The organism is Glutamicibacter sp. FBE19 (assembly GCF_015524875.1).
GTDB classification, from domain to species: Bacteria; Actinomycetota; Actinomycetes; order Actinomycetales; family Micrococcaceae; genus Glutamicibacter; species Glutamicibacter halophytocola.
In genome coordinates this window covers 645,958-669,942 of the sequence record NZ_JACKQN010000001.1, presented here as the reverse complement: position 1 = coordinate 669,942, position 23,985 = coordinate 645,958, and the positions used below count along the sequence as shown (strand labels likewise).

27 protein-coding genes are annotated in these 23,985 nt (G+C 63.9%); 3 read left to right on the top strand and 24 right to left on the bottom strand.

Going from position 1 to position 23,985, the window contains the following annotated elements; all coding sequences use genetic code 11:
• Positions 1 to 9: 9 nt before the first annotated feature.
• A complete protein-coding gene (locus H6F58_RS03040; protein ID WP_195181062.1) occupies positions 10 to 882 on the bottom strand; it encodes a universal stress protein in 873 nt (290 codons plus the stop codon).
• A gap of 3 nt (positions 883 to 885) precedes the next feature.
• Complete coding sequence (locus H6F58_RS03035) at positions 886 to 2,313, bottom strand: NAD(P)/FAD-dependent oxidoreductase (RefSeq protein ID WP_195181061.1); 1,428 nt, start codon at positions 2,311 to 2,313, stop codon at positions 886 to 888.
• Positions 2,314 to 2,419: 106 nt separating this feature from the next.
• On the opposite strand from H6F58_RS03035, the gene H6F58_RS03030 reads away from it, so the two are divergent.
• Together H6F58_RS03030 and H6F58_RS03025 are read left to right on the top strand one after the other, a co-directional pair.
• The gene (locus H6F58_RS03030) at positions 2,420 to 3,073 is read left to right on the top strand and encodes a TetR/AcrR family transcriptional regulator (RefSeq protein WP_060702582.1); all 654 of its coding nucleotides are present in this window, start codon (positions 2,420 to 2,422) and stop codon (positions 3,071 to 3,073) included.
• Positions 3,070 to 3,291, top strand: a complete 222-nt coding sequence (locus tag H6F58_RS03025; protein ID WP_060702583.1) for a LapA family protein — start codon at positions 3,070 to 3,072, stop codon at positions 3,289 to 3,291. The genes H6F58_RS03030 and H6F58_RS03025 overlap by 4 nt, the downstream gene beginning before the upstream one ends.
• Here H6F58_RS03025 and H6F58_RS03020 read toward each other — a convergent pair.
• The 15 genes from H6F58_RS03020 to H6F58_RS02950 all read right to left on the bottom strand — a co-directional run bounded on the left by H6F58_RS03020 (position 3,288) and on the right by H6F58_RS02950 (position 16,111).
• The gene (locus tag H6F58_RS03020) at positions 3,288 to 3,476 is read right to left on the bottom strand and encodes a hypothetical protein (RefSeq protein ID WP_060702584.1); all 189 of its coding nucleotides are present in this window, start codon (positions 3,474 to 3,476) and stop codon (positions 3,288 to 3,290) included. The genes H6F58_RS03025 and H6F58_RS03020 overlap by 4 nt on opposite strands.
• Before the next feature lie 165 nt (positions 3,477 to 3,641).
• Positions 3,642 to 4,013 (bottom strand): hypothetical protein, encoded by a 372-nt coding sequence (locus tag H6F58_RS03015; protein ID WP_060702585.1) that lies wholly within the window; start codon positions 4,011 to 4,013, stop codon positions 3,642 to 3,644.
• Between the two features lie 265 nt (positions 4,014 to 4,278).
• Entirely contained in the window at positions 4,279 to 4,524 is a 246-nt protein-coding gene (locus H6F58_RS03010; RefSeq protein WP_146276281.1) for a hypothetical protein, read from the bottom strand.
• A 201-nt stretch (positions 4,525 to 4,725) separates the two neighbouring features.
• A complete protein-coding gene (locus H6F58_RS03005) occupies positions 4,726 to 5,214 on the bottom strand; it encodes an Lrp/AsnC family transcriptional regulator (protein WP_060702587.1) in 489 nt (162 codons plus the stop codon).
• Positions 5,215 to 5,268: 54 nt separating this feature from the next.
• Positions 5,269 to 5,781, bottom strand: coding sequence for a VTT domain-containing protein (locus tag H6F58_RS03000; protein ID WP_146276283.1), 513 nt, complete (start codon positions 5,779 to 5,781; stop codon positions 5,269 to 5,271).
• Positions 5,782 to 5,783: 2 nt separating this feature from the next.
• Positions 5,784 to 7,040, bottom strand: a complete 1,257-nt coding sequence (locus H6F58_RS02995; protein ID WP_146276285.1) for an MFS transporter — start codon at positions 7,038 to 7,040, stop codon at positions 5,784 to 5,786.
• Entirely contained in the window at positions 7,037 to 8,179 is a 1,143-nt protein-coding gene (locus H6F58_RS02990) for an FAD-dependent oxidoreductase (protein WP_195181060.1), read from the bottom strand. Before H6F58_RS02990 ends, H6F58_RS02995 begins: the two co-directional genes overlap by 4 nt.
• On the bottom strand, positions 8,180 to 8,497 hold the full coding sequence (locus H6F58_RS02985; protein WP_060702591.1) for a non-heme iron oxygenase ferredoxin subunit: 318 nt from the start codon (positions 8,495 to 8,497) through the stop codon (positions 8,180 to 8,182).
• A 68-nt stretch (positions 8,498 to 8,565) separates the two neighbouring features.
• Positions 8,566 to 9,483: a BadF/BadG/BcrA/BcrD ATPase family protein gene (locus H6F58_RS02980; RefSeq protein WP_171919244.1), complete on the bottom strand. Its 918-nt coding sequence runs from the start codon at positions 9,481 to 9,483 to the stop codon at positions 8,566 to 8,568.
• An 87-nt stretch (positions 9,484 to 9,570) separates the two neighbouring features.
• Positions 9,571 to 10,290, bottom strand: a complete 720-nt coding sequence (locus tag H6F58_RS02975; RefSeq protein WP_195181059.1) for a sulfite exporter TauE/SafE family protein — start codon at positions 10,288 to 10,290, stop codon at positions 9,571 to 9,573.
• Between the two features lies 1 nt (position 10,291).
• A complete protein-coding gene (locus tag H6F58_RS02970) occupies positions 10,292 to 11,365 on the bottom strand; it encodes an oligopeptide/dipeptide ABC transporter ATP-binding protein (protein WP_171919242.1) in 1,074 nt (357 codons plus the stop codon).
• A gap of 6 nt (positions 11,366 to 11,371) precedes the next feature.
• Entirely contained in the window at positions 11,372 to 12,421 is a 1,050-nt protein-coding gene (locus H6F58_RS02965; protein ID WP_195181058.1) for an ABC transporter ATP-binding protein, read from the bottom strand.
• Positions 12,418 to 13,419 carry an ABC transporter permease gene (locus tag H6F58_RS02960; RefSeq protein ID WP_084793278.1) on the bottom strand — a complete coding sequence of 334 codons (1,002 nt, stop codon included), beginning with the start codon at positions 13,417 to 13,419 and terminating at the stop codon, positions 12,418 to 12,420. Before H6F58_RS02960 ends, H6F58_RS02965 begins: the two co-directional genes overlap by 4 nt.
• A gap of 20 nt (positions 13,420 to 13,439) precedes the next feature.
• Entirely contained in the window at positions 13,440 to 14,465 is a 1,026-nt protein-coding gene (locus H6F58_RS02955) for an ABC transporter permease (RefSeq protein WP_084793279.1), read from the bottom strand.
• A 56-nt stretch (positions 14,466 to 14,521) separates the two neighbouring features.
• On the bottom strand, positions 14,522 to 16,111 hold the full coding sequence (locus tag H6F58_RS02950) for an ABC transporter substrate-binding protein (protein ID WP_244652230.1): 1,590 nt from the start codon (positions 16,109 to 16,111) through the stop codon (positions 14,522 to 14,524).
• 272 nt (positions 16,112 to 16,383) lie between these two features.
• On the opposite strand from H6F58_RS02950, the gene H6F58_RS02945 reads away from it, so the two are divergent.
• On the top strand, positions 16,384 to 17,346 hold the full coding sequence (locus H6F58_RS02945; protein ID WP_098945516.1) for a 2-hydroxyacid dehydrogenase: 963 nt from the start codon (positions 16,384 to 16,386) through the stop codon (positions 17,344 to 17,346).
• Positions 17,347 to 17,437: 91 nt separating this feature from the next.
• Here the strand turns inward: H6F58_RS02945 and H6F58_RS02940 are convergent, their stop codons facing one another.
• From H6F58_RS02940 to H6F58_RS02910, 7 genes are all read right to left on the bottom strand, one after another.
• Positions 17,438 to 18,910, bottom strand: a complete 1,473-nt coding sequence (locus H6F58_RS02940) for a malate:quinone oxidoreductase (protein WP_195181057.1) — start codon at positions 18,908 to 18,910, stop codon at positions 17,438 to 17,440.
• Positions 18,911 to 18,944: 34 nt separating this feature from the next.
• Positions 18,945 to 19,664, bottom strand: a complete 720-nt coding sequence (locus H6F58_RS02935; protein WP_060702598.1) for a FadR/GntR family transcriptional regulator — start codon at positions 19,662 to 19,664, stop codon at positions 18,945 to 18,947.
• Between the two features lie 89 nt (positions 19,665 to 19,753).
• Entirely contained in the window at positions 19,754 to 20,887 is a 1,134-nt protein-coding gene (locus H6F58_RS02930) for a mandelate racemase/muconate lactonizing enzyme family protein (protein WP_146276299.1), read from the bottom strand.
• A gap of 298 nt (positions 20,888 to 21,185) precedes the next feature.
• A complete protein-coding gene (locus tag H6F58_RS02925; RefSeq protein WP_236995198.1) occupies positions 21,186 to 21,539 on the bottom strand; it encodes a nuclear transport factor 2 family protein in 354 nt (117 codons plus the stop codon).
• A gap of 67 nt (positions 21,540 to 21,606) precedes the next feature.
• Entirely contained in the window at positions 21,607 to 22,509 is a 903-nt protein-coding gene (locus tag H6F58_RS02920) for an SDR family oxidoreductase (protein ID WP_195181056.1), read from the bottom strand.
• A gap of 31 nt (positions 22,510 to 22,540) precedes the next feature.
• On the bottom strand, positions 22,541 to 23,284 hold the full coding sequence (locus H6F58_RS02915) for an SDR family oxidoreductase (RefSeq protein ID WP_060702601.1): 744 nt from the start codon (positions 23,282 to 23,284) through the stop codon (positions 22,541 to 22,543).
• Between the two features lie 13 nt (positions 23,285 to 23,297).
• On the bottom strand, positions 23,298 to 23,969 hold the full coding sequence (locus H6F58_RS02910; RefSeq protein WP_060702602.1) for a TetR/AcrR family transcriptional regulator: 672 nt from the start codon (positions 23,967 to 23,969) through the stop codon (positions 23,298 to 23,300).
• Positions 23,970 to 23,985 lie beyond the last annotated feature (16 nt).

Genomic DNA, 23,985 nt, shown 5'->3' with positions numbered 1-23,985 from the left:
CCGAAACGGCTAGCTGCTGGATCCTGGATTGGGGACAACTCCCATGGGGACCGACAGCTTGCCGAGAATTCTTTGGGCCTTGGGCCCGATGAAGAGCCTGCGGGCTGCGGCCAGCCGCGCCGAGCCGAGCAAAGCGAGATCGCCGCCTTGCCAGGAGAGCTGCCCGGTGGCTTCATCCAGGTTCCGGCCAACCACCACTTCGATGCTGGCTTCCAAATCCATGGACCGGGTCAGCTCGGCCAGGTAGGAACGGGTGTTCTCCACATGCCCTTCCAGATCCCGTTCCGGGTCTTGGACGTCGAAGGGCAAGACCAGAGTGACCACGCGCAACGGCAACGAGCAGGCTGCGGCCAGGCTCGCCGAGTGCTCAATAACGTCCTTGGCTCCGGGCCGGTCCCCCACAAAAGCGGTCAGCCGGGTCAGTTTCCCGTTGGCGGACCGCAAGGTCTCCAAGGCCGCCGGCGAGGACATGAACACCGACACCGGCGAGGAGTGAAGCAGCGCGTTGGCGATGGCTCCGGGCAGGAAGAATCCCGCGCGGTGGCGTTTGCGTCCGCCAAGCACAATGCCATCAGCCTCGTACTGCTGGGCGAGGCCGATCAGCCCCTCGGCCACCGATGGCACCGAACGGGCTGCCACGGTGGCGTGGATCCCAGCGGGCACCAGGGCCAGGGCCTGTTCGGCCCACTGGTCGACCTGGGCGGAGAGGATGCTGGAGTATCCGTGGTCCCCGCCCGGGTAGACCGCGTTGAACGGTGCAGCAGCTGGCAGGACAATGGCGATCTGCAAGGCCGCGCCGGGGGTCCCGGATACCAGGGCGCTGGCCAGTTCAATGGCTTCGGCGCCGCGGTCATCTGCGGTGTAGCCTACGAGCAATTTCATGGTCTAGGCGCTGACCTTGTCCTCGATGATGGTCAGTGTCTGCACGCCGTCGTAGCTCTCGTCATAGCTGGTTCCGTCCAGCTCGGCGATGATGCGCGCCGCGGAGCGGCGCCCCATGCGCACCGCGCCATCCACATGCTGGAATCCTTCGCCAGCCAGGTCCGATGAGGAGAAATAGATGGGGCCGATGTTCTGGTTCTGCGCCGGCCCAAACCGGTGCAGGCCACCGAGGTCGTAGCTGGTGGCGTAGGCGCCGCGGGTCCATTCCTCGGCGGCGAAATCCGAAAGGTAGAAGACCTTCGGATCCAGCGCTTTTTCGCCCAGGTAGGCGGCGATGCCCTTGAGAATGGCGGCACGGCGGGCCTCGTCATCCAGTTCCCACATGGCATCGGCCTTGGCATCCGAGATGAAGCCCACCAGGGTTCCGGTGCTTTCGCCGATGTAGGTGTTGTCGTAGAGTTCCTGGACCAGCGCGTCGGGGCCAAAGCAGGTTCCCGAGAGCCCTTCTTCGCGCCAGAACGGGGTGTCGTATACGGCGTGGACCTTGATGACCAGGCCCATGGACTGGTGCTGGTGGGTGACGTGCTGCTTGCGCGGCAGTGCTGGAATGTAGCTGATGCGGGAGTACAGGTTGGGAGGAATGGCCACCACTACCTTTTTGGCAGAAACGGTTACCGACTGGCCATGGGCCACCACTCCGCCGTCAAACCATTCCAGCTTGAGCACGGGGTTGTCCAGGAAGACGATGCCCTCGCCCAGGCGCGCGGCGACGGTCTTGGATACTCCCTGCATGGTGCCCACAATGCGGCGGTCAAGGATGAAGTCTTCATCAACCAGGTTGTCGAAGGATCCTGCCGAGGAGGCCATCAGCACTGCTTGCAGCGCGGAGAAGGTGTGGGCTGGCTTGGTGAGCATGCCGCCGGCAATGAACAGCCCCACGTTATTGCAAGCCAGCTCGTCGTTCGAGTTCTGGCGCAGGAAGTGGTGGAAGGAGATCTTGTCCAGTTCTTCTGCCTGCGGGTGCTCCCATGGCTTATCCGGATTCATCTGCGCGGCCAAATCATTCATGAGGCCGATCAGCTTGTTCATCTGCGCCACGGTGTTCTGCGCGACAGGGAAGTCCTCGCCGGAGTAGATGACGGCTTCGCCCTGCTCGTTGAGGTAGACGCTCTTGCCTGCCTTGTAGCGTTCGAAGGTTTCGATGCCCAGCTCTTCGATCAGCGAATAGAGCCCGGACTGGTCCGGGCTGATCCATTGGCCTCCGATTTCGATGGTGGCCCCGTCCATGACGTCGGTCCAGGTGCGTCCGCCGACGCGGTCGCGGGCTTCGAGCACGGCTACGGATTTGCCTGCCTTGTTCAGCTCGTAGGCTGCGGTCAGGCCCGATGGGCCGGCACCGATGACTACTACGTCGCGTTCCAGATGTTCCATGAACAGCTCCCTCAAACAATAAAATGAATTCAGTTCATTTACTTGTCATATAGCATAGGGGAAGAACATCGACTTGTGAAGCAACCCACGTCAGGAAGTGAAACGCATGACCGAATCGGGCACCCGGCGCGCTGGCAGACCGCGCAAAGCGGTACTCACTCGCGAACGCATCACCGCGAACGCGCTAGAACTGGTTTCCGACAGCGGGTACGAGTCCCTGACCATGCAGCGTCTGGCCAAGTCACTGGGGGTCTCGCCGTCGGCCCTGTACAACCACGTGGACTCAAAACATGATTTGATGCAGTGGATCCAGGAATTGGTCATGACCGATATCGACACCACAATTTTTGATGCCGAACCGCTCAAGGAAGCCCTGGTGCATTGGGCGACGAGCTACCGCGATGTGTTCGCCCGCCACATCCCCTTGATCCCGATCATCGCGGTGCTTCCGGTCTCGGATTCCCCGCGCACCCTCGGCATGTACGAGCGGGTCGCCGAGGCGCTGAAAGACTACGGCCTGGCTGAAAACGAGATCATTCCGACCATCGTTGCCTTGGAATCATTCATCTTCGGCTCCGCAATGGACACCGCGGCACCGCACGATATTTTTGATACGACGAACCACACGGACCTCACCCCGCACTTCACCCAGGCTGTGGCGGCGCAACGAAAAACGCAGATCAATACCAGCGACGATTCTTTCCAGCGAGGACTATCGGCCATGATTGCCGGCCTGCTGGGCACCGGCAGCGCATCATGAGTGAAGAGGATCGCAAGCCACGGCGCATCGCATTGAATCCGCGGCAGTGGGCGGCCGTCGCCCTGGTGGTCGTTGCGCTGGTTTTCATCCTGCAGAATCTGACCTACGTTCGCGTGGAGTTCTTCCTCATCCACACAGCTGCGCCGCTCTGGCTGGTCCTGCTGGTGACCCTGGCGGCAGGCTACGCCATTGGCTGGTTCTCAAAACGACGGGACTAGTCGCCCAAGATGGCCCATTCCCCGACTTCTTCATTCTGCGAGTCGTAGACATCCTCTTGGGCGCCGGGTTCCAGCGGGTACATGGCCACGCGCTGCGACCAGTCGCTCAAGATGCGCTGGAGCTCCTCCATCGGCTTGAGCTGCATGTTCTCGGTATCAAAATTGACTTCCAAAACAAAACGCATGGCCCGCTCCTAGTTCTTCCGGTTGCCGCCATCCTATGCCCGAGCCCGAGGAAAAACGAGAGTTATTGATAGCGCGCCGTCGCGAAAGTTCTATGGGAGCAAAGAGAAAAATAGCGAGCACCCAAGGAGCCTTGGATTCTCGCTATCGGAAGGTGCAGCAGGCAGCTACTGGACGCCACCCATGTAGGCCAATGACTGGAGCGCTTCATTGCCGCCCACCTTGTACAGGGCCAAGACCAGGCCGCCAAAGACGATCCCCATGACGGCGCTGAAGCCCAAGGAGATCTTGATCAGGGAGCGCACTTCACCGCGGCTGACTTCAGCTTCGTCGTTGAGGTACTTTGCAGCGCCCTGGCTGAAGCTCGCGGCAGGGGTCAGCACCCCAGCGGAGACAGCCAAGAGGTTCGAAGCAGAATCGGTCTGGCCATCGCGCAGGAAGGCAATGGTTTCCCGGTTCTTACGATCCTGGCGAAGCTTCACGATGTTGGCGCCATGGCGCGCCAAGAGAATATCTTCACCCAGTGGGATCGTTGCCATTGCTTTGCTCCTCATTAAAATCCATCACGTCTTTCCAGCACTTACAATCATTTCTGAAACGTTTTATCGCCGGAACCCTTTTGTCGAGAACCACACACGCTCCTGTGATGCAATCCGCATGATTCTGGGGCAAAATCGACCTTTCAGGTGACGGGGAGCATAGCCAAAAGCAAAAATCTCCTGCTCAAGCATTCGAATTTGGGCATAGCAAAACCCCGGGGCAAAAAAATTCGCCCCGGGGTCATTTCACTGCACTTGAAAACGCCTAGGCAGTTTTCAAATCGTTGTTCTTGTTCTTTTGCTGGCGCTTGGCCTCGCGGATCTGAATACTCAGATCCTGGTTCGACAGATCTTCCGGTGAAGCGACACCGTACCTGCGGGCCTTGACTACCAAGGCTTGGCGAATTTCTGCTTGGTGGTCTCGCTTGTAGCGGATCACCATCATGACGCTGACGATTGCCAAAACAATCAGGGTCACCACTGCGGTAAGAATCGTAGTTTCCAAATTCATCGTCTTCTCGACCTCCCCATCTGTATAGTCCCTGCTGCGCTCTGCCCTATTGGTTTTGCCGGAGAATACGATTCAACGGCCAAGGGTTCACAGCATTGCTAAGAGAAGAACATCAAGTTTAGCATATTTCTTCGAAGAATGCCCGCGGGTATCGCTGACTCCTACGATAAAAATCGGCTTCAAAGCCATCTGTCACTGAGCCTAGAATTCACCCTGGCCCTGGCCGTGCTCGAAGACCAGAGACGTTTGAGTTGTTGCGACTGCAGGATTCGCAGAGAGGTTATCAAGGACGAACTGCCGGACATCGGCGGAGTTGCGGACTGCCACATGCAAGACGAAATCATCAGCGCCACCGAGAAAAAACAGCTGCTGCACTCCCGGCTTGGTTTTCATCTCATTGGCGAAATTTGCCATGAGGTGGCGTGCGCCAGGCCGGATCTTGACGAAGATCAGCGCTTCGAGCTCGCGCCCCAGAACCTGTGGATCCACCTCGATGGTGAACCGGGAAATCACGCCGGAATCACGCAAGGCGTTCAGGCGTGCCAGACAGGTGGACGCGGCAATCCCCAGCTCTTCGGCCAGTGAATTATTGGTCCGTCGAGAATTCTTGCTGAGCAACGCCAACAGCCTGCGGTCGATCTCATCGAGTTGCACGGTGCGGTTCTCGCGCTTCGATAGATTCAACGACATGGCGCCGCACCTGCTCTCTGGTATCGAGGATCGCTGAAATCATCATACGACCGTTCAGCAATTGATTTCGGAATTCTCCGGCTCCGGGTTGCCCCTGGCCGCTTGCTTTCGAATTCTCATTCGCAGCACGGCAAGAACCACAGCACCCACGGCGAGCAGCCCTGCCACAACCCACGGCCAATCCAGTGCCAGCCAGGCGTAGAACACGGCCATGCCCACGGTGGTGTAGATCAAGGACCACAGCAGCGCTCCCAGCGCCACCGCCGGCAGGTACCGCCGCAGGGGCATTCGGCTGATTCCAGCAGAGGCATTGACCGCGCTTTGGATTCCGATGGTGAGGAAACTCAGCGGCACCGCAAACACGCCCCAACGGCCAATGAACTTCTGCGCCCTGCGGTAAACGGCGCCCTGCAGATGCCTCTGGAAGCGGGTCCGCTCGACACCCTTGGCGATCCCCCGGCCTACCCAGTAAGTGGCATTCCCCCGGGCGAAGGCGCCGAGGAAAAAGGCAATGAACGTCACGCCAAAAGGCGCGTCGTTGATCAGCCAGGAAACCGTCTGCGCCATGGTTATGGAACGCTCTTGATCTTGCGGACCAGCACCGCGCCAAGCAAGCTCACGACAACCGAGCACAGGAACAGCGTCGGGTACCCGCCCAGCCATGTCACAGCCAGCCATGCCACCAGCGGGGCGACCACCTGGGGCAGCGAATTAGCGATGTTGATCATGCCCAGATCCTTGCCTCGTGAATCTGCGGTAGGCAATACCTGCGTCAGCAGCGCAAAGTCCACGGCGAGATAGGCGCCGAATCCGATGCCCAAAAGCACGGCAGCGATGATGGCCATGGCGAATGTCGTGGACAAGGCCATGACTCCGGCGGCGCAGGCGACGATCACCGAAGAAATCATGACGTACTTCTTGCGCCGGCCATCGCGATCCGACAGCTTGCCAGAGATGACCGAGGAGAAAATCACGCAGAAGGCGTAGATCGCCGTCAACACCAGCACGCCTTGGGCGGGATTGGGATGCCCGATGGCGTCTTGCAGGAAGTACAACAGGTACACCAAGCACAGCTGGCTGCCCAGATACAGGAGGAATCGGGTCAGCCAAGCCCACCCGAAGTCCTTGTGCTTGACCGGATTGATCCAGAAGCTCTGCAGGAACTGCAAGGCGCTCAGCGGCTCCAGCGTCCCCTTGGGTAATGGCGTATCCTGGCGCATCAGCACAAACGGCACGGCGCAGATGGCTACAGCCAAGGCAACCAGCGCATATCCGAAGACCAGGTTGCCAGCGGCAACCATGCCGATCACCGCGCCAATCAGTGAACCGCAGGTCTGGCCGAGCGCCACCAGCCCGCCGACCACGCCGCGCTGTTCCACCGGGACCCGGTCCGGGATCGCGGCGAAGATGGCTGCTACCGCCGCATTTCCGGCCGCCTGCATCAGTGCCCAGCCCAGGACCAGCAGGCCCACGGTGTGCGCGGTCGACATCAGCAACAGGGCCAGCGCACCGCAGATGGTTCCGCAGAAGACCCACGGGATGCGGCGCCCGAACTTCGAGGTGCTGCGATCGCTGAGCGCGCCAAAGAGCGGATTCGCCACCAGGGAGACCGCCGCGCCGACACCGGTCACCAAGGAAAGGATGGCACCCTTCTGGCTGGCATCAAGCTGCTCAGCGTGCAGGCCGAGCAGCACCTGGATCGGCGCAAAAAAGCCGACGTTGATGCCGATGTGAACGGTGACCACCGCGGCAATCCATCCGCGGCTGACCCGCCGGGTGGGCACCTGCAAGGCCAGTGGCATCTTCGCGGGTTCGGCTGTGCTCATCGTTCGTTCCGCCCTAATTCACGGGGACCCACGCTCGGGTCTTCCAATTGTTCAATGCTCGGTCTGATGCCTCGTGCGATCAGGCGCTTGACGGCCTTGGCCATGAGCCCGCCGTCGACCATGCTGGCGGCAACCAGCCTGCCGCCATGGTCCAGGCCGAACACCGTCTGGATCTTGCCTCGGCGATTGCGCCGGATGATCGTGGTGGCTGCCTGGCTGAACTCCCCCACCGTTTCCACATGCATCTCGTGGCGGTCGGTCCAGAACCATGGCACCGAGCGCTGCACCGGTGCCGCATTCATGATGGTGGCGGCGGCTTGGGCGGCATCTTCCATGGCCGCTTCCCAGTGCACCGCCCGGCGAGCGCCCTGCACGCGCGCCGCGTCGCCGATGGCCAGCACCTGCCGATGGCTGGGCGAACGCTGTTCGCCGTCCACCACGATGCCATCATCTATGCCCAGCCCGAGGGCGGCGGCCAACGAGGTTTCAGGCTGCACGCCGATGGCGCTGACGATCAGCTCGGCGTCCAGGCGTTCTCCGTCAACCACTGCGTGGTCTGCTTCGATGCTGGCCACGGTGCCGGTGATCGTCCTGATGCCGCGCTGGGCATGGTCCGCATGCAGCTGCTGGGCCAGGTCTTGGCCCAGGACCGAGGCCAGCGGCGCATCGGTATTCGACACGAGGGTGACCTGCGCCCCGAGCATCTTGGCGGTGGAAGCGAATTCCGCCCCGATCAGTCCCGCTCCGATCACCAGGACCTGCAGGCCGAACATCGAGGAGTCCAGCACCTGCGCCAGTGCGGCGGCATCGGCCGCGGTGTGCAGGGTGCGGGCGTGCTGGGCGCCTGGGACCTGCAGCAGTGCCGGGGTAGTGCCGGTGGCAAGGACTACCCAGTCGTCTTCCGAGTCGGGAAGCGGCAGATCCTCTACCATTTCCGGCAAGAGGCTAATGCCGTGCTCGGCGTACCAGGCAGCGGGGGCGAATGGCTCGGCCTGCAGCGTTTTGCTCAGTGGCGGCCGGTCATAGGGCAAGCCCTGGGGGTCGCTGATGGTGATGGTTCCGGCGTAGTTGTGCCGCACCAGTTCCCTGGCCAGCGTGTAGCCCGCGACTCCGCCGCCGATGATATGCACTGAAGACATTTAGATGTCGAGCTCCAGGACACCGTCAACCACGTTTACGGTGTAGGTGCGCGCATCCACGGTGGCCGGCATGCACTGGACCCGCCCTGTTTTCAGGTCAAAGGTCGAGGAGTGGATGGGGCACTCCACCGAGCAGCCTTCAATCCAGCCGTCGGACAGCGAGGCGACCTCGTGGGTGCATTCGTCTTGCAGCGCATAGAAGTTGCCGTCTTCGGCATGGAAGATCGCAATGTCCTCGGCAGCTCCGCTATCGCTGGCGCTGACCAGCAGGGACTCTCCCTCGGGCACTAGATCCGTGGAACCGACTCGGTAGCTCAAGATAACTCCTTAACGCTTGACATCATCGTTCCTATCTTGTCATTGATCCACGCCCAGCGCATTGCCAGCTAGCTGGCGGAGACCAGCTGCCACAGCGGATGATCGCTGGTCAACGAGGCGAGGACCTGTGCCCCGTCCAGGCCGTTGCCAACTGCGGGAACCAGTTCCAGGTCCGGGTCCAGCGCCTGCAGCCGGCGGGAAAACTCGCCACGCAGCAGGCCGTTGCGGAACACTCCGCCAATTGCGGCCACGCGGAACGGGCCATGGCCTGATGAGCCCACCCGTTGTGCTGCCGTCACTGCGCTGAAGGCCAGCTCATGGGCGGCGTCCTGGCTGATCTGCGCGGCCAGGGGGTCGTTTCCCGCGCAATCGGCGACCGCCTGGGCCAAAGATGCCACCTCGGAGACCGCATCGGGCGAGGACTGCAACTGGATATAGGCTTCGTCCAGGTCCGGCCATTTTTCCTGCACTGCGCGGCTCAAAAGGGTCTTGGCTCCCCTGCCGTCATGGGAGCGCATCACCGCATCCAGCGCCCGGCGGCCAATCCAATACCCGCTGCCCGCGTCCCCCATGATGTGGCCCCAGCCATCGACCCGGGCCACCGAGTCGGCTCCCACGCCCAGGGTGACGACGCCGGTTCCGGCCGCGGTGACCACTCCGGGCCCGCTGCCAAGCGCACCGAGATAGGAGGTGAGCGAATCATGGGCGAGGATCACCCGCTGCACCCCGTCGACGCCCAGGGCATCGTGCAGCGCCCTGGCATCATGCTGGGCGCGGGTGAGCCCCGAGAGCCCGACGGCGATGATCTGCGGGATGGTTCCGGTCTCCTCCATGGCGCGGTGCAGGGCGCCAGCCACCTGGGCGATCAGCGGCTCATCGGTGCGCACCCCCGGGCTGCTGAGCTCGCGGCCGGTTCCGGCGCCATCCACTGCGCGGATCTTGATACTCGTTTGGCCGCCATCCAGCGCCATGATCGGCAATTGCATGCTCTCGCTCCGCATCGTTGTGGGCTCAGCCGGCGTGCCAACGGGATCGGGGCCAGCTGCGGGATCCCAGAATATCGTTTCCCGCCGCTAGAACAGCAGCAGCCGGGCTATCAGCAGCACCGAGCCGAAGATCGAGAAGCCCAGTGCCAGCTTCCTCTGCCGGGCTGCGTCGATAGACCTGTTGAGCCACCCGGAGAGCAAGAAGCCGAGAATCACCGCGGGGCACATTGCGGCCAAGGTGATCAGCACCTCGGCGCGCACCTGGCCGGCGATGGCCAGCATGAGCACCGAAATGACGGAGCCAGCCAGGAAAAACGCGCTCAGCGTGCCGCGCACCCGGGCCGGTTCCTGGCCTTGCAAGACGATGGCCATCGGCGCGCCCCCGGTAGCTGTCGCGGTGCCCATGATCCCGGACAGGGCGCCGGCAGCCAGCAGCGACCGCCGATGCGCCACGGGCTTCCACCCGATGAACGATGCGGCAACAGCCGCGAGCACGCTCAGCGCCACGGCCCAGGTCAGCATCTCCAGCGGCAGCATGACCACCAGCCAGGTCCCCATCAGGCTGCCCGGAATCCTTCCGGCCATGGCCCAGCCGGCGCCCCGGATATCGATGGCGGCCCTCTCCCGCACCACCGAGAGCAATCCGATCACCGCGCCAAGGCAGATGACAAAGGCCGGAAGCAGCGTGGGCTGCAGCATCCCCACCACCGGGGCCGCGACCAGGCCTGCGCCAAATCCAATGGATCCCTGCAGTCCGGCCGCGGCAAAGAGCGTCACCGCCAAGATCGCATACTCGGCGGGGGCCACGCTACGCTCCGGCCGGAACGAGGCCAGCTTCCCGGGCGCTGGTGACCGGGAAATGGCATTGCGCGCTGTGCACGCCGGGTTCCGGGGCCCTGCCGGGCATGCCCAGGCTGATCGATCCGCTCTCGTCGCGCACCTGGTCGCCGGGCCGCTGCGCCGAGCAGATCGGTTGCGCCTTCCAGCAGCGGGTGCGGAAGCGGCATCCCGAGGGCGGGTCCAGCGGCGAGGGGAGCTCGCCGGCCAGCACGATCCGCTCGGCAGGCCGCTGCGCGGGATCCAGTTTTGGCGAGGCGGACATGAGCGAGGCCGTGTAGGGGTGCATCGGCGAGTCGAAGACCTGCTCGGTGCTGCCGGTCTCGATGATGCGCCCCAGGTACATCACCGCAACGCGGTCGGTGACGTGGCGGACTACCGACAGGTCATGGGAGATGAAGATGTAGGACACCCCCAGGCGCTGCTGCAATTCGTTGAGCAGGTTCAGCACCTGCGCCTGCACCGAAAGGTCCAGCGCGGATACCGGCTCGTCGAGGATGATCAGATCGGGATTCAGTGCCAGGGCGCGGGCAATGCCGATGCGCTGGCGCTGGCCGCCGGAGAACTCCTGCGGGGACTTGGACGCATCGGTGCGGCGCAGGCCGACCAGGTCCATCAGTTCCCCCAGCCGCGCATTGCGCGCTGCCGATCCGGAGTAGAGGTCCTTGTGCGTGGCAAAGGGCTCGGTGATGATCTGCCCGGCGGTCATCCGCGCATTCAGCGACGCGAAGGGGTCCTGGAAGACCATTTGCACCCGCCGGCGCCAGCGCAGCAGCTCGCGGCCCTTGAGCCCGAAGGGGTCCTGCCCGTCGAAGGAGATCGTGCCCGAATCGGGGGTCTCGAGCATCATCAAGGTGCGGGCCAGGGTGGACTTGCCGCAGCCCGACTCGCCCACCAGGCCAAGGGTCTGTCCGCGCCCGACCTCCAGATTGATGCCGTCCAGAGCCTTGAGCGCGCGCCCGCCGGCCACCTGGTAGGTCTTGGAGAGGTCCTTGACTTCCAGGACGGTGTCGATCGCTGGCGCTGCAGGATTAATGTTGTTCATGGTGGCTCAGGCTCCTTCGGGCATGGACGACGCAGGGTTCTGCGCCGAGGCAGCCAAGTCGTTCAGGGGGAAGTGGCAGGCGGCCTGCTGGCCCTGCCCGGTAGCCCGCAAGGCCGGGCGCTCGTCGCGGCAGATCTGGGAGGCCAGCGGGCAGCGTTCCTGGTAGACGCAGCCGGCGGGGATCTTGGACAGTTCCGGGGGCGAGCCGGGGATCGAGGACAAGCCGCTGCCGCGATGGGCATCGGTGGGCACCGAATCGAGCAGGCCCCTGGTGTAGGGGTGGGTCGGGCTGGCGAAGACCTGGGCTACCGTGCCCTGTTCGACCACGGTGCCGGCATACATTACGCAGAGGTCATCAGCCTGTTCCGCCACCACCGCCAAGTCGTGGGTGATCAGCACCACCGCCATCTGCGCTTCCTTGCGCAAGGTGGCCAGCAGGTCCATGATCTGCGCCTGGACGGTCACGTCCAGGGCGGTGGTCGGCTCATCGGCGATCAGCAGCCGCGGCGAGAGCGCAACGGCCATGGCGATCAGGATGCGCTGGCGCATGCCGCCGGAGAATTGGTGAGGGTAGGAGTTCACGCGGGTCTCGGGTTCCGGAATGCCCACCCGGCGCATCAGCTCGATGGCTTCGGCCTTGGCCTGCTTCTTGTTCAGGCCGCGGTGGATGCGGAACGCCTCGCCCAGCTGGGTGCCGATGGGGTAGACCGGGTTCAGCGCGGTCAGCGCGTCCTGGAACACCATGCCAAGGACCGGGCCGGCGACGGCGCGGCGCTGCTTCTCGCTCATCTGGTTCAGGTCCCGGCCTTCGAGGATCGCCTGCCCGCCGGCCACATGGGCCACCGAGTCCAGCAGCCCGGCCACGGCCTTGGCGGTCATGGACTTGCCGCAGCCCGACTCGCCCAGCAGGGCCAGGGTGCGTCCGGCCCGTGCGGTGAAGCCGACCTGGGAGACCACGCGCACCACGCCCTTGGGGGTGCGGATGTCCACGTCCAGGCCCGATACTTCCAGCACTGCTTGCGCGGTGGTGTTCTTCTCAATCGTTGACTGGCTCATGATCCCTGCCTCGCGTCCTTGATGCTGCTCTTCTTCATCGATTTCACTGCCTGCTTGTCCACCGTCAGGCGCCAGCGCTGGGCCGGGTCGGTGGCAATGCGCATCCATGCGGCCAGCACGTTCGCTGCCACCGCGGTCAGCACGATCGCCAGGCCCGGCAGGATCGACAGCCACCATGCGGTCTGCAGGTACTGGCGGCCCTGGGCGACCATCAGGCCCCAGGACACATCCGGCGGCTGGATCCCGATGCCCAGGAAGGAGAGCGAGGATTCGGCCAGCATCACGAAGCAGAATTCCAGCGTGGCCAGGGTCAGCAGGGTCGGAATGACCACCGGCACCACATGCCGGGCAATGATCGAGGCCGGCCTGGTGCCAAAGGTGCGGGCCGCGTCCACGAAGGTGCGCGACTGCAGCTCGGCCGACTCGGCCCGGGCGGTGCGCATGTAGATCGGGATGCGGGTAATGGCCAGGATCAGCACGATATTCGCTGCCGACGGGGAGAAGACGAAGAGCACCACAACGGCCAGCAGCAAGGAGGGGAAGGACATGATGATGTCGGCGATGCGCATCGAAATCGACTCGCGCCGCCCCCGGTGGTAGCCGGCCCACACGCCCCACAGCGAGCCGATGACCATGGCTGCCAGCACTGCCGGCACCGCCACCAGCAGCGTGGTGCGGGTGGCGACCACGATGCGGGCCAGCATCGAGCGGCCCAGCGCATCCGAGCCCAGGATGTACTCCCAGCCGTTGGCCGGGTCGAACGGGGCCCGGTTCATGAACATCAGGTCCTGCTTCACGGCAATGGAGCCCATCAGCATCGGGCCGAAAATGGCCACGAGGACAACAAAGGACAGGAAGAGTGCCGCGACGGTGGCGAACTTGTCGCGCAGCAGCATCTTGAACATGGACGGTTTGCCCGCCCGCAGCGCGCGCCGCGCCTCTGCCTTGGACGGCAGTGCGCTGCCGCTGGCAGCAGTGGTGGTGGTGGTTTCACTCATGGTCTGCTCCCCCTTTTCCGCTAGGCCCGCACCGGTGCCGCGACACCGGCCTGATCGTTGTCGTCGCTGTTATTGCCCGCAGTGGCAGCCTGCAGTTGTGCCCGGGCCGCACGGCGCCGGCGCCGGCCCGCCGACGGGCGAACCCGCGGGTCAAGCAGCGCATACAGCACGTCGATGATGATGTTCAGGATGAAGATCGCCACCGCGGTGAGGAAGACGCAGGCCTGCAGCACCGCGAAGTCGCGCTGCAGGATCGAATCGATCATCAGCTTGCCGATGCCCGGCCAGCCGAAGATCGACTCCACGACCACCGCGCCGTTGACCAGGCCCACGGTCAAGTCGCCGGCCACGGTCAGCGCCGGAGCCGCCGCGTTGCGCAGCGCATGCTGCCCGACCACCCGGTACTGGGTCGCGCCCTTGGCCCGCGCCAGCTTGATGTACGGCTCGGACAAGGCCGAGACCATCGCCCCGCGGATCACCTGCACCAGCGTGCCGAACGGGCGCATCACCAGCGTGGCAATGGGCAGCACCCATGCCCCGGCCCCGAGCACCCCCGAGGTCGGCACCCAGCCCAGGGTGATCGCGAAGACCCAGATGCCCACGATCGCCAGCCAGAAGTCCGGGATCGAGGCGGCGATCATCGAGGCAAACGAGGCGATGCGGTCCAGCACCCCGTTGGGCTTCAGCGCGGCGGCCGAGCCGACAATGACCGCCAGCAGGATGGCGATGACCATGGTGAACGCCGCCAGCTGCAGCGTGGCCGGGAAGGCGCGCAGCGCCATGAAGGCCGCATCCTCGCCGGTGCGCATCGAGGTGCCGAAATCCAGATGCAGGATCCCGCCGAAGTAATCGAGCATCTGTGCCCAGATCGGCTGGTCCAGGCCGTTGCGCGCCGCGAAATCGGCGCGCATCTGGTCCGTGGCATTCAGCGGAAGATACAGGGAGGATGGATCACCGGTCATGCGCGCCAGTGCGAAAACGCCGATGATCACGACAATCAGCGGAATCGCAGAGGAGATGATCCGCTTGCGAAGATAAGTCAGCATGGAACTACGGGCTTTCCCTAGGTGTGGTGGTCATACCGGCTCAGCAGCAGCTGCTGCTAGCTGGCAGGGGTGGCTTCGGCCAGGCGCAGCTCGTCGCCCGAGGAGGAGTTCGGCTCGTAGCTCACCGACTTCGAGATGCCCAGCATGCCGGTCTGGTGGCTGATGTGCGCGAACTGGACCAGCTTCTCGTTCTGGTACTTGAAGACCTCCTCGAAGTCCTTCTGCCGATCCTCGCCAGTAGCCTGGTCGGCCTTGGCGATCAGCTTGTCCATTTCCTCGTTGCCGAAGGCGGACTGGGCTCCCTTGGTGGTCATGTACTGGTCTACGGTGAAGGCCGCGTCGCCGGCCTGGTTGCCGTGCTGGATCATGACCATCAGGGCGTTATCGGATTCTGGGAACGGGCGCACCTGGTATTTGAGCTGCTGGCTGGTTTCCAGCATCTTCAGATCCACTTTCAGCCCGATGTCGCTCAGGTTCTGCTGGATCACCTGGGAGAGCTCCTGGATGCGCGGGAACTGTGCGGTGCGGACCACGAATTCGATCGGCGCGGAGGTGTCCACGCCATCTGCCTTGGCTTCTTCCACCAGGGCCTTGGCCTTGTCCAGGTCGTAAGGCCAGATCTGCAGGCTGTCGTTGTGGCCCACCACGCCTTCCGGAACCAGCTGGGCGGCCGGCTTGTCACGGCCGCCGTACAGCGACTTGGTGATGGTTTCCTGGTCAATGGCGTAATTCACGGCCTGGCGGATGCGGATGTCGTTCAGCGGAGCGGCATTGTCATGCATGCGCAGGGCCACGGTCTCATTGTTCGGGTAGGCGACGCCCAATTCGCCGATGTTGTCCTCCGGGCTCAGGCCGGTGGCGATGTCTGCTTCGCCGGCGGTGACCATCGAGGCCCGCACGCTGGCTTCCGAGCGCCACTGGTAGTTGGCCTTCTTGAAGGCCGGCTGCTCGCCCCAGTAGTCGGCGAATGCCGAGACGTCGATGGACTGGCCGGCCGTCCACTGATCCAGCTGGTAAGGGCCGGTGCCGATGGGCTCGCGGACCTTCTCGGTGGCGGAGGTCTCGGCTGGAACCACTTCCAGGAAGGACAGCCGCAGCGGGAGGATCGGGTCCTTCTTCTTGGACTTGACCGACAGGGTGTAGTCGTCGACCACCTTGGCGTCCAGGTCGTCATCGCCGAAGACGTAGCCCTCGACATCGCAGCCGATCTTGGAGTTCACCGCGCGGTCGATGGTGGCCTTGGCATCCTCGGCTGTGAAGTCCGATCCGTCGTGGAACTTCACGCCCTCGCGCAGCTTCAGGGTGAAGGTCTGGTCGTCATCGCTGCTCCACTCGGTGGCCAGCTTCGGCTCCAGCTCGCCCGAGGTCGGGTTGCGCTCGATCAGCGGCTCGGTGATGGTGGATCGGTCCACGATGCCGGTGGAGGTCAGGTTGGCGTCGCAGGCTTCGAGCGTCGGTGGCTCCTGCTGCAGGACTACGCGCAGGGTGTCGCCGGCCGCTGCCGGGGCGCCGCTGCCGCCACCGGCTTCCCCGGAGTTGGCCACCGAGCAGCCGGACAGCGCGCTGGTGCCCAGCAGTGCGCCTGCTGCCACTGCCAGGGAAAGCTTGCGGGCCCGGCTCGAAATGCGTTGTGCGTTGAACATCATTGTTTCCTTCGAGTTGCGAGTGTGATCGGCAGCTGGATGTGATCGGCGCCACCTTGCCTGTCCCACAAATATTCAGCCCGCCCAATGGCCGGGTCAAGGCGTTGGGGCCGGTGCAGGCGGCAGCCATCGCGGCATGGCATCCACAGCGAGATGTGAAGCGCCTGTGACTTTCCCTACATTAGGCACCAGAATGGGAACCAATGCTGAAGGGGTATTGATCTATGCAATCTGCATGTTGGACGGCATCAGTGAGTTCTCCCTACGATGCAGGTATGAGCTACGAGAACCCCATTACCGGAGACCAGATCCTGCGCGTCGGACCGGTCAACCCAGCAGTTGCCGCCATCCTGGCCGACGAATTCCAGGCCACCGTGCTGCCCGGAGCCGAAGAACGCAATGCCTGGCTGGAGGAACACGGCACAAGAATCCGCGTGGCGGTCTGCTCCGGCAAGATCGGAGTGGACAGCGATTTGATGAAGCAGCTGCCGAACCTCGAAGCGATCGTGAACTTCGGCGTGGGCTATGACGCCACCGACTTCGGCCAGGCCGCCCAGCGCGGCATTCTCCTGAGCAACACCCCGGATGTGCTGACCGACTGCGTTGCCGACACCGCCATGGGCCTGTACCTCGACACCCTGCGCGGGCTGAGCGCCGCAGAGCGTTTTGTGCGTGCCGGCACCTGGGCCAGCGGCCAGAACTTCCCTTTGGCCACCCGCGCCACCGGCCGCAAGGTCGGCATCCTGGGCCTGGGCCGCATCGGCCAGGCGATTGCCGATCGGCTTGAGGGCTTCAAGACGGAAATCCACTACCACTCCCGCAGCCAGAAGGAGGGTGCCGCATACCAGTACCACGCTTCGGCGAAGGAGCTGGCCGAAGCAGTGGACGTGCTGATCGTCGCCGCGGCCGGCGGCCCGGATTCTGCCAACCTGGTTGATGCCAGCGTCCTGGCGGCCCTGGGCGAAAACGGCTTCATCATCAACATCGCCCGCGGCTCGGTCATCGACGAGGCTGCCCTGGTCACGGCCTTGCAGCAGAAAACCATTGCCGGCGCCGGCCTGGATGTCTTCGCAAGGGAACCGCATGTACCGTCCCAGCTGCTGGAGCTGGATAATGTGGTGCTGCTGCCGCATCTGGGCTCGGGCACCGTGGAAACACGGGCCGACATGACCTCGCTGACCATCGAGAACCTGCGCTCCTACTTGAAGGACCGTGCGCTGATCACCCCGATTTCCTGATCTGCCAGGAATTCGCGGAACCCCGCAACGCCGCTTGACCCGTCCCTTGCCCGGATGGGTCCAGCGGCGTTCTCGCGGGATGGAGCCGGGCCTACCAGTCCAGCTTCAGGCCCCGGGCAATCTGGGCCCGGACATGGGCCAGCGCCTGCGGATCGTCATTGAGCGTTGCGCCCAGATGCGGCAGCTGCCCGCGCAAGGCTTCGAGCCAGCGCCCGAAGTGCTGCGGGAAGGATGCGGCGAGCAGATCCAGCACCACCGAGACCGAAGCCGACGCGCCCGGGGATGCGCCAAGCACCGCCGCCAGGGTCCCGTCCGCGCTGAGCACCACCTCGGTGCCAAACCCGGCAATGCGGCCTTGTCCATCAATGCGCTTGGCCAGTTGCACCCGCTGGCCCGCCGTGATCAGTTCCCAGTCCCCGGCATGCACCTCTGGCAGGAAATTCTCCAGCTCCTTGAGCCGGCTGGCTGGAGTGCGCAGCAGTTCGCCGATGAAGTAGCGCAGCATTCCGGTGCCGTTCTGCGCGGCCTCCAGCAGCGTGCGCAGGTTGTGGACGGTCACCGATCCGGGCAGGTCCCACAGTTTCCCGGCCTTCAAGAAGCGTGGCGAGAAGGCTCCAAACGGACCGAACACGAGGTATTCGGTGCCGTCCATGACCCGCAGATCCAGATGCGGCACCGACAGCGGGGGCGCCCCGGGCGCCGGATGGCTATAGGCTTTGGCCCGGTGGCGTGCCACCAATCGCGGATTGGCGGTGCGCAGGAATTGGCCGCTGATCGGGAAGCCGCCCATGTTCCGGGTTTCGGCAATGCCGGCCTGCTGCAGCAAGGGGAGGGTGCCGCCGCCGGCAGCGGTGAACACGAAACCGGCGTCCAGCGTTTCGCCCGTGGACAATTCCGCCCTCCAGCGGCCGGCCGCGGTGTGCTGCAGCCTGCGCACCGAAGTGCCCAGCTGCACCGCGGCCCCTTGTGCCCGGGCGTGATCCAGCAATCTCCGGCTGAGCGTGCCATAGTCCACGTCGGTGCCCAGGGTGCTGCGCGTTGCCGCAATGCTGCTGAAATCGGTGCGCTGTTCAAACATCGCCGGAAGCCACCGTTTCAGCGTTTCCGGATCGCGGCTGAATTCCATGTGCTCGAACAATGGATGGGCACTCAAGGCCCGGTACCTGGCTTCCAGGTAGGAGGCCCAGTCGACGGTATGCGCATAGGAGTTGTGGTCCACGCTGCGAATGAAGCCCTCGGGCTCCCCCAGCTGGCCATCGGCGGCCAGCCGGGCCCAGTACTGGGCCGATACCAGGAATTGCTCGTGGATGCGCAAGGCAGCGGCGGGGTCCACCGAGCCGTCGGCGGCGGCCGGCGTGTAATTGAATTCGCACAGCCCGGCATGGCCGGTGCCGGCGTTGTTCCAGCCGTGGGAGCTCTCCAGGCCTGCCGCGCCCAGTGCCTCAACCACCAAGATATCCCACTGCGGCTCGAGCTCGGCCAGCAGCGAAGAAGTGGTGGAGCCGATAATGCCGGCACCGATGACCAGCACGTCGACGCGGCGTGGGACATGGGTGGAAGCCATGGCTGTTATCTCCTGAAAGGCACGGCGGCGGATGCTAGCCGAAGGACTTGTGGCTGATTCCCGATTCCCGCTCGAGTCGCTTGATGGAATTGGCCAAGTGCAGGCGCATGCACGAAGCAGCCAGCAGCTGGTCGCCTGCGGCTATGGCCTCCCGGATGGACTCATGCTCCTCGGCGACCTGCCGCAGGCGCGGAGTGAGCTGGCCTTCGGGCTCGTCAAAACGCTGGCGCGGCATGGTGATCATGGCCGGGCCGAAAGTCTCGATGGCCTGGACAAGATAGGGGTTGGACGATGCGCGGGCAATGGCAAGGTGGAACTCGTAGTCGCAGCTCATGGTCTGCGAGGCGTTGCCGCCCGAGGCGCGGAAGGCCGCGAGCGCAAAATCCATGTCGGCCAGCGCGCCCTGGGGCAGGTGGCGGGCCGCGGCGGAGGCGGCCTGGGATTCAAAGCCCATGCGGAATTCCAAAAGCTGCCGGCGTTCCTCCAGGGTCCGGGGCACCTTGCCGGCGGACGCATCCGCTTCATCCCTCGGAGGGGTCAGGGCAAAGCTTCCCGAACCGCGGCGGGTGTGGATCAGCCCTTCGGCCTGCAGGCGCATGATGGCCTCGCGCACCACGGTGCGCGACACGCCATGCTCGGCAATCAGCGTATTTTCGCTGGGCAGCTTGTCCCCGGGCGCGATCTGTCCGGTGCTGATCAGCTCGCGAAGGAACTCGACCAGGGTCGCGGTCCGGTTCGTCTTACTTTTTTGCATAGCTATAAGAATAAGCGCGGAAGCATCCGTGGTGCAGGTTGCTTCCGCGCTTGCTCCTTCCCTGGGGAAAAAGGGGATGCGGGCAGGGCTTATGCCTTGCCGAACTCCACGGTTTCGGTGGTCCAGGCGCGGGCCTGGTCGCTGAGGGAGAAGCCAAGTCCCGGACGGTTAGGCAGCAGCATGCGGCCGCCCTGGGTCTCCAGGCGCTCGTTGAACAGCGGGTCCAGCCAGTCGAAGTGCTCAACCCATGGCTCGCGCGGGTAGGTGGCGGCCAGGTGCAGGTGGATTTCCATGGCGAAGTGCGGTGCCAGGTCCAGGCCGGCCTGGTCAGCCAGGGTGGCCAGGCGCATGAACTGGGTGATGCCACCAACGCGCGGTGCGTCAGGCTGGATGATGTCGCAGGCGCGGGCTTCGATCAACCGCTCGTGCTCGGCCACGGAGGCCAGCATTTCACCGGTGGCGATCGGAGTGTCCAGTGCGGCGGCCAGCTGCGCGTGGCCCTCGGCGTCGTAGGCATCCAGCGGCTCTTCGATCCAGACCAGGTCGAATTCCTCAAGGCGGCGGCCCATGCGCAGCGCGGTGGCGCGGTCCCACTGCTGGTTTGCGTCAACCATCAGCGGCACATCCGGGCCAATGTGCTCGCGCACGGCGGCGACACGGCGCAGGTCTTCCTTGGAGTCCGGCAGGCCGACCTTGATCTTGATGCCGCCGATGCCTTCTTCGATGGACTGGGTGGCGCGGTCCTTGACCTCTTCGATGGAGGCATTCAGGAAGCCGCCGGAAGTGTTGTAGGTGCGCACCGAGTCGCGGTGGGCGCCGAGGAATTTGGCCAGCGGCAGGCCTGCACGCTTGGACTTCAGGTCGTAGAGGGCGTTGTCGATAGCGGCCAGGGCCTGGGTGGCGACACCCGAGCGGCCCACCGAGGCGCCGGCCCAGAGCAGCTTGGTGTAGAGCTTGGCGATGTCATTGGGGTCCTCGCCAATGATGGTCTCGCCAATTTCCTTGACGTGGGCGAACTGGGCGGGCCCGCCGCCGCGCTTCGAGTAGGAGAAGCCCAGGCCTTCATGGCCCTGCTCGGTGGTGATTTCAGCAAACAGGAAGGCAACTTCGGTCATTGGCTTCTGGCGTCCGGTGAAGACCTTGGCGTCGGAGATCGGAGTAGCCAGCGGAAGACGTGCGGTGGAGAACTTGACGTGGCGAATCGCGTCAGGAGTGTAGTTCATGGAAGTAGCCCTTCAAGGAATGTGCTGTGCGTCGATGCACTTGATTCATAACTTATAGTACAAGTTGTTCATTGCTCTAACAAGTAATTTTCAGGGAAAAGTCAAAAGAATCTTCAACGGCTGCGCGCAGGAACCAGACAGCAACCGCCCGGGATGGCCGGAAAGGCGCCAGAAGCGGAAAGCGCCTGAGGCCAGCGGCCGGTGATGTCGCCAGCAAGGCAACAGGTTCCGGGCAATTAAAAAGCTGGCTGGCACCTTTCGGTGCCAGCCAGCTGGATTTTTGCCCCTTGGCGAAGTTCTAATCAGGCAGGATTTCAAGCTTTCGGATCAGGCCATCGTCCACGATGAATCGCATCGGACCGGTGCCGTTGTGCCCATTTCCGCTGACTGACAGCGTCACGTTGAAGACGTTGGCTTGCTCTTCAAAAAAGTCCACGAGCTCGAATTTGCTCTGCACCCCGATGTTATCGGTGCTGTCCCAGGAACGAATTGCCACCTTTCCTCGGTACTTGCTGCCCCAGTCATCGAGTACGGCGTCTTCAGCAAAAGCATCAGCAAACTTGGTGCTATCAGCTGCATTGGTGGAATCGATGAATTGCTGGATTGGTGCTGGAAGCTTGTCCATGGCCATTGCCTTTCCGAAGTAATACATGCCTGAAAATATGAATTGCCGCGGCCTGCCTTCCAGATCCCAGAGGACAGGCCGCAGCGCGATGGCGCTAGAGCGAGCTGTTTTCGCCCAGCAGCTCCTCGAAGCCGATCCGTCGATAGAACTCGGCGCGGATGCGGTCATAAACCGCCGACACCACTTCGCTGCCGTCCTTGCTTGGATCGACATGCACACGGAAGGGGCGCTGCCCATCCGGCAGGCCAATCACGCTGGCGATCTCGTCTGCCACTTCCCCGGCCTCATGGCCTTCGGGGAAGATGGCGGCGAGGCTTCCAGCCATGTTTTCACGCAGCTGCCCATACAGCTCGTCGTATTCGCTTGCACGCGCGTGATCATCGGGAGCACCAGAGTGGGCAAAGTGGTTCGTACCCGAGGTGTAGGCTCCGGGCACGACAATGCTGGTTTCCACGCCGAACTTGGCCAGTTCCGCTGCGTAGCTTTCGGCGAGCGCGTCCATGCCGGCCTTCGCCGCGAAGTACGGGGCGAGGAATGGCGGGTGCCCGCCTCGGGTGGAGCTTGAACCGATCCAGATCACCAGGCCGCTGCGCTGTGCACGCATGATGGGCAGTACGGCGCGGTTGACGCGCTGGGTGGAGACCACGTTCACGTCGTACTGGGCTGCAATCTGTTCCGGGGTGAACGCCTCGGCCGGCCCCAGCACCATATGCCCGGCATTGTGGATCAGTACATCGATGCGCTGGCGCTGCCCATGGATGTCCGCAACCGCGGCATCGATGGAGGTTTGGTCCTGGACATCCATTTCGATGCCCTGGATGCTGAGGCCTTCGGAGGCCGCCAGCTGGTCGAGCTGCGCGGCCTTGTCGGCGTTGCGCCCGGTAATGGCTCGCATGCCCGCATAGACCGTGTGGCCTGCGCGAGCCAGGCGACGGGCCGTGAGGTTGCCAAATCCGGAGGAAGCCCCGGTGATGACAATGACTTTGGGTTCGCTCATGAGCGTTTGCCCCCTTTCGTGTGGCTGCCTGCTAGGCCAGTCCGCCATTGGTGAAGATGGTTTGGCCATTGACCCAGCGGGCCGGGCCGGCGAGGAAGGCCACGGATTCAGCAATGTCTTCCGGGTCGCCCAAGCGCTCGAGCGGAACGGCTTTGGACAGGCCGGCGATTACTTCTTCGCTCTTGCCGTCGAGGAACAGCGCGGTGGCGGTTGGACCGGGCGCTACGGCGTTCACGGTGATGTTCTTCCCGCGCAGCTCGCGGGCCAGGATCATGCTCAACCCTTCGACTGCGGACTTGCTGGCTACATAGGCGCCATAGTTCGGGAACTGGGTGCGGGTCACGGAAGTGGAGAAATTGATGATGGCACCGCCTTCGCGCACCCGGCGTGCTGCCTGCTGGGAGACGACGAAGGTACCGCGGACATTGGTGCGCATGATCTTGTCGAAGTCATCGAGGTTGAAGTCGGCAATGGGGCCCAACCGCATGATGCCGGCAGTATTCACCACGACATCAATGCCTCCGAAGGCTGCCTCGACCTGGTCGAACAAGGCGCTCATGGCGGTTTCATCGGCAACGTCGCCGCCTACTGCCAGAGCGCGGCCACCGGCTGCGGTGATGCCCTGGACGAGCGCGTCGGCCTTGGCCTGGTTCCCCGCGTAGTGCACGGCCACCGCAAAGCCCTCGGTGGCGAGCTTGTCGACTACCGCCTTGCCGATGCCGCCGGAGCCACCGGTAACCAGTGCGACGCGGGGAGTGTTTTCTTTGGAGTTCATTGCAATACGTCCTTTACTTGGTCTTGTTGCCGGCTTGGAAGCGGTCAAGCCATTCATTGAGCAGATAGGCTTCTGCGGGCGTGAAGTCGGATGACTCTGCCAGTTGCGCCCGCAGCGTGGTGGCGGCCTGGGCTGCCGGGCTTGCGGAGGCTTCAGCCCCGGAGAGGATGCCGCGCAAGGTGGCCTCCCTGGACTGGTAGCTGGCCTGCTTCGGATCCTGGTCTGCGTCGCCGCGCAGGATCAGTCCGAGGGCCAGCCCGCTGTTGGCCGCCATGATCACCCGCGCCGCCTGTTCCGGCCCCAGCAGCAGCCTGCCCTCTGCGGCGAGCCTGGAAGTGATGCCAACCAGGAGCTTCATGGCCTCCCCCATGGCTGCCGGCCGGGCCGCAAGCGCGGTGCCGAATACGAGCCGGTAGGCATGGGGATTTTCCAGAGCGAAGGCCGTGTGGTTATCCCAGCCGCGGCGCAGGTCTTCCAGTGCATCATCGGAGTTCTTGGTGGAGCGCTTGGCGGACAGGTAGTTTTCCCATACGTGGTCGGCCACCGCCGCCAGCAGCCCGTCCTTGTCGCCGAAGTGCCGATACAGGACCGGCTGGGTTACCCCGGCGGCTTCGCAGACTGCCCGGGTGGAGATGTCGCCCGTGGCCGATTCAGCCAGAAGCCGTTCAGCACTATTGATTATCACTGTTCTCGTTTCCACA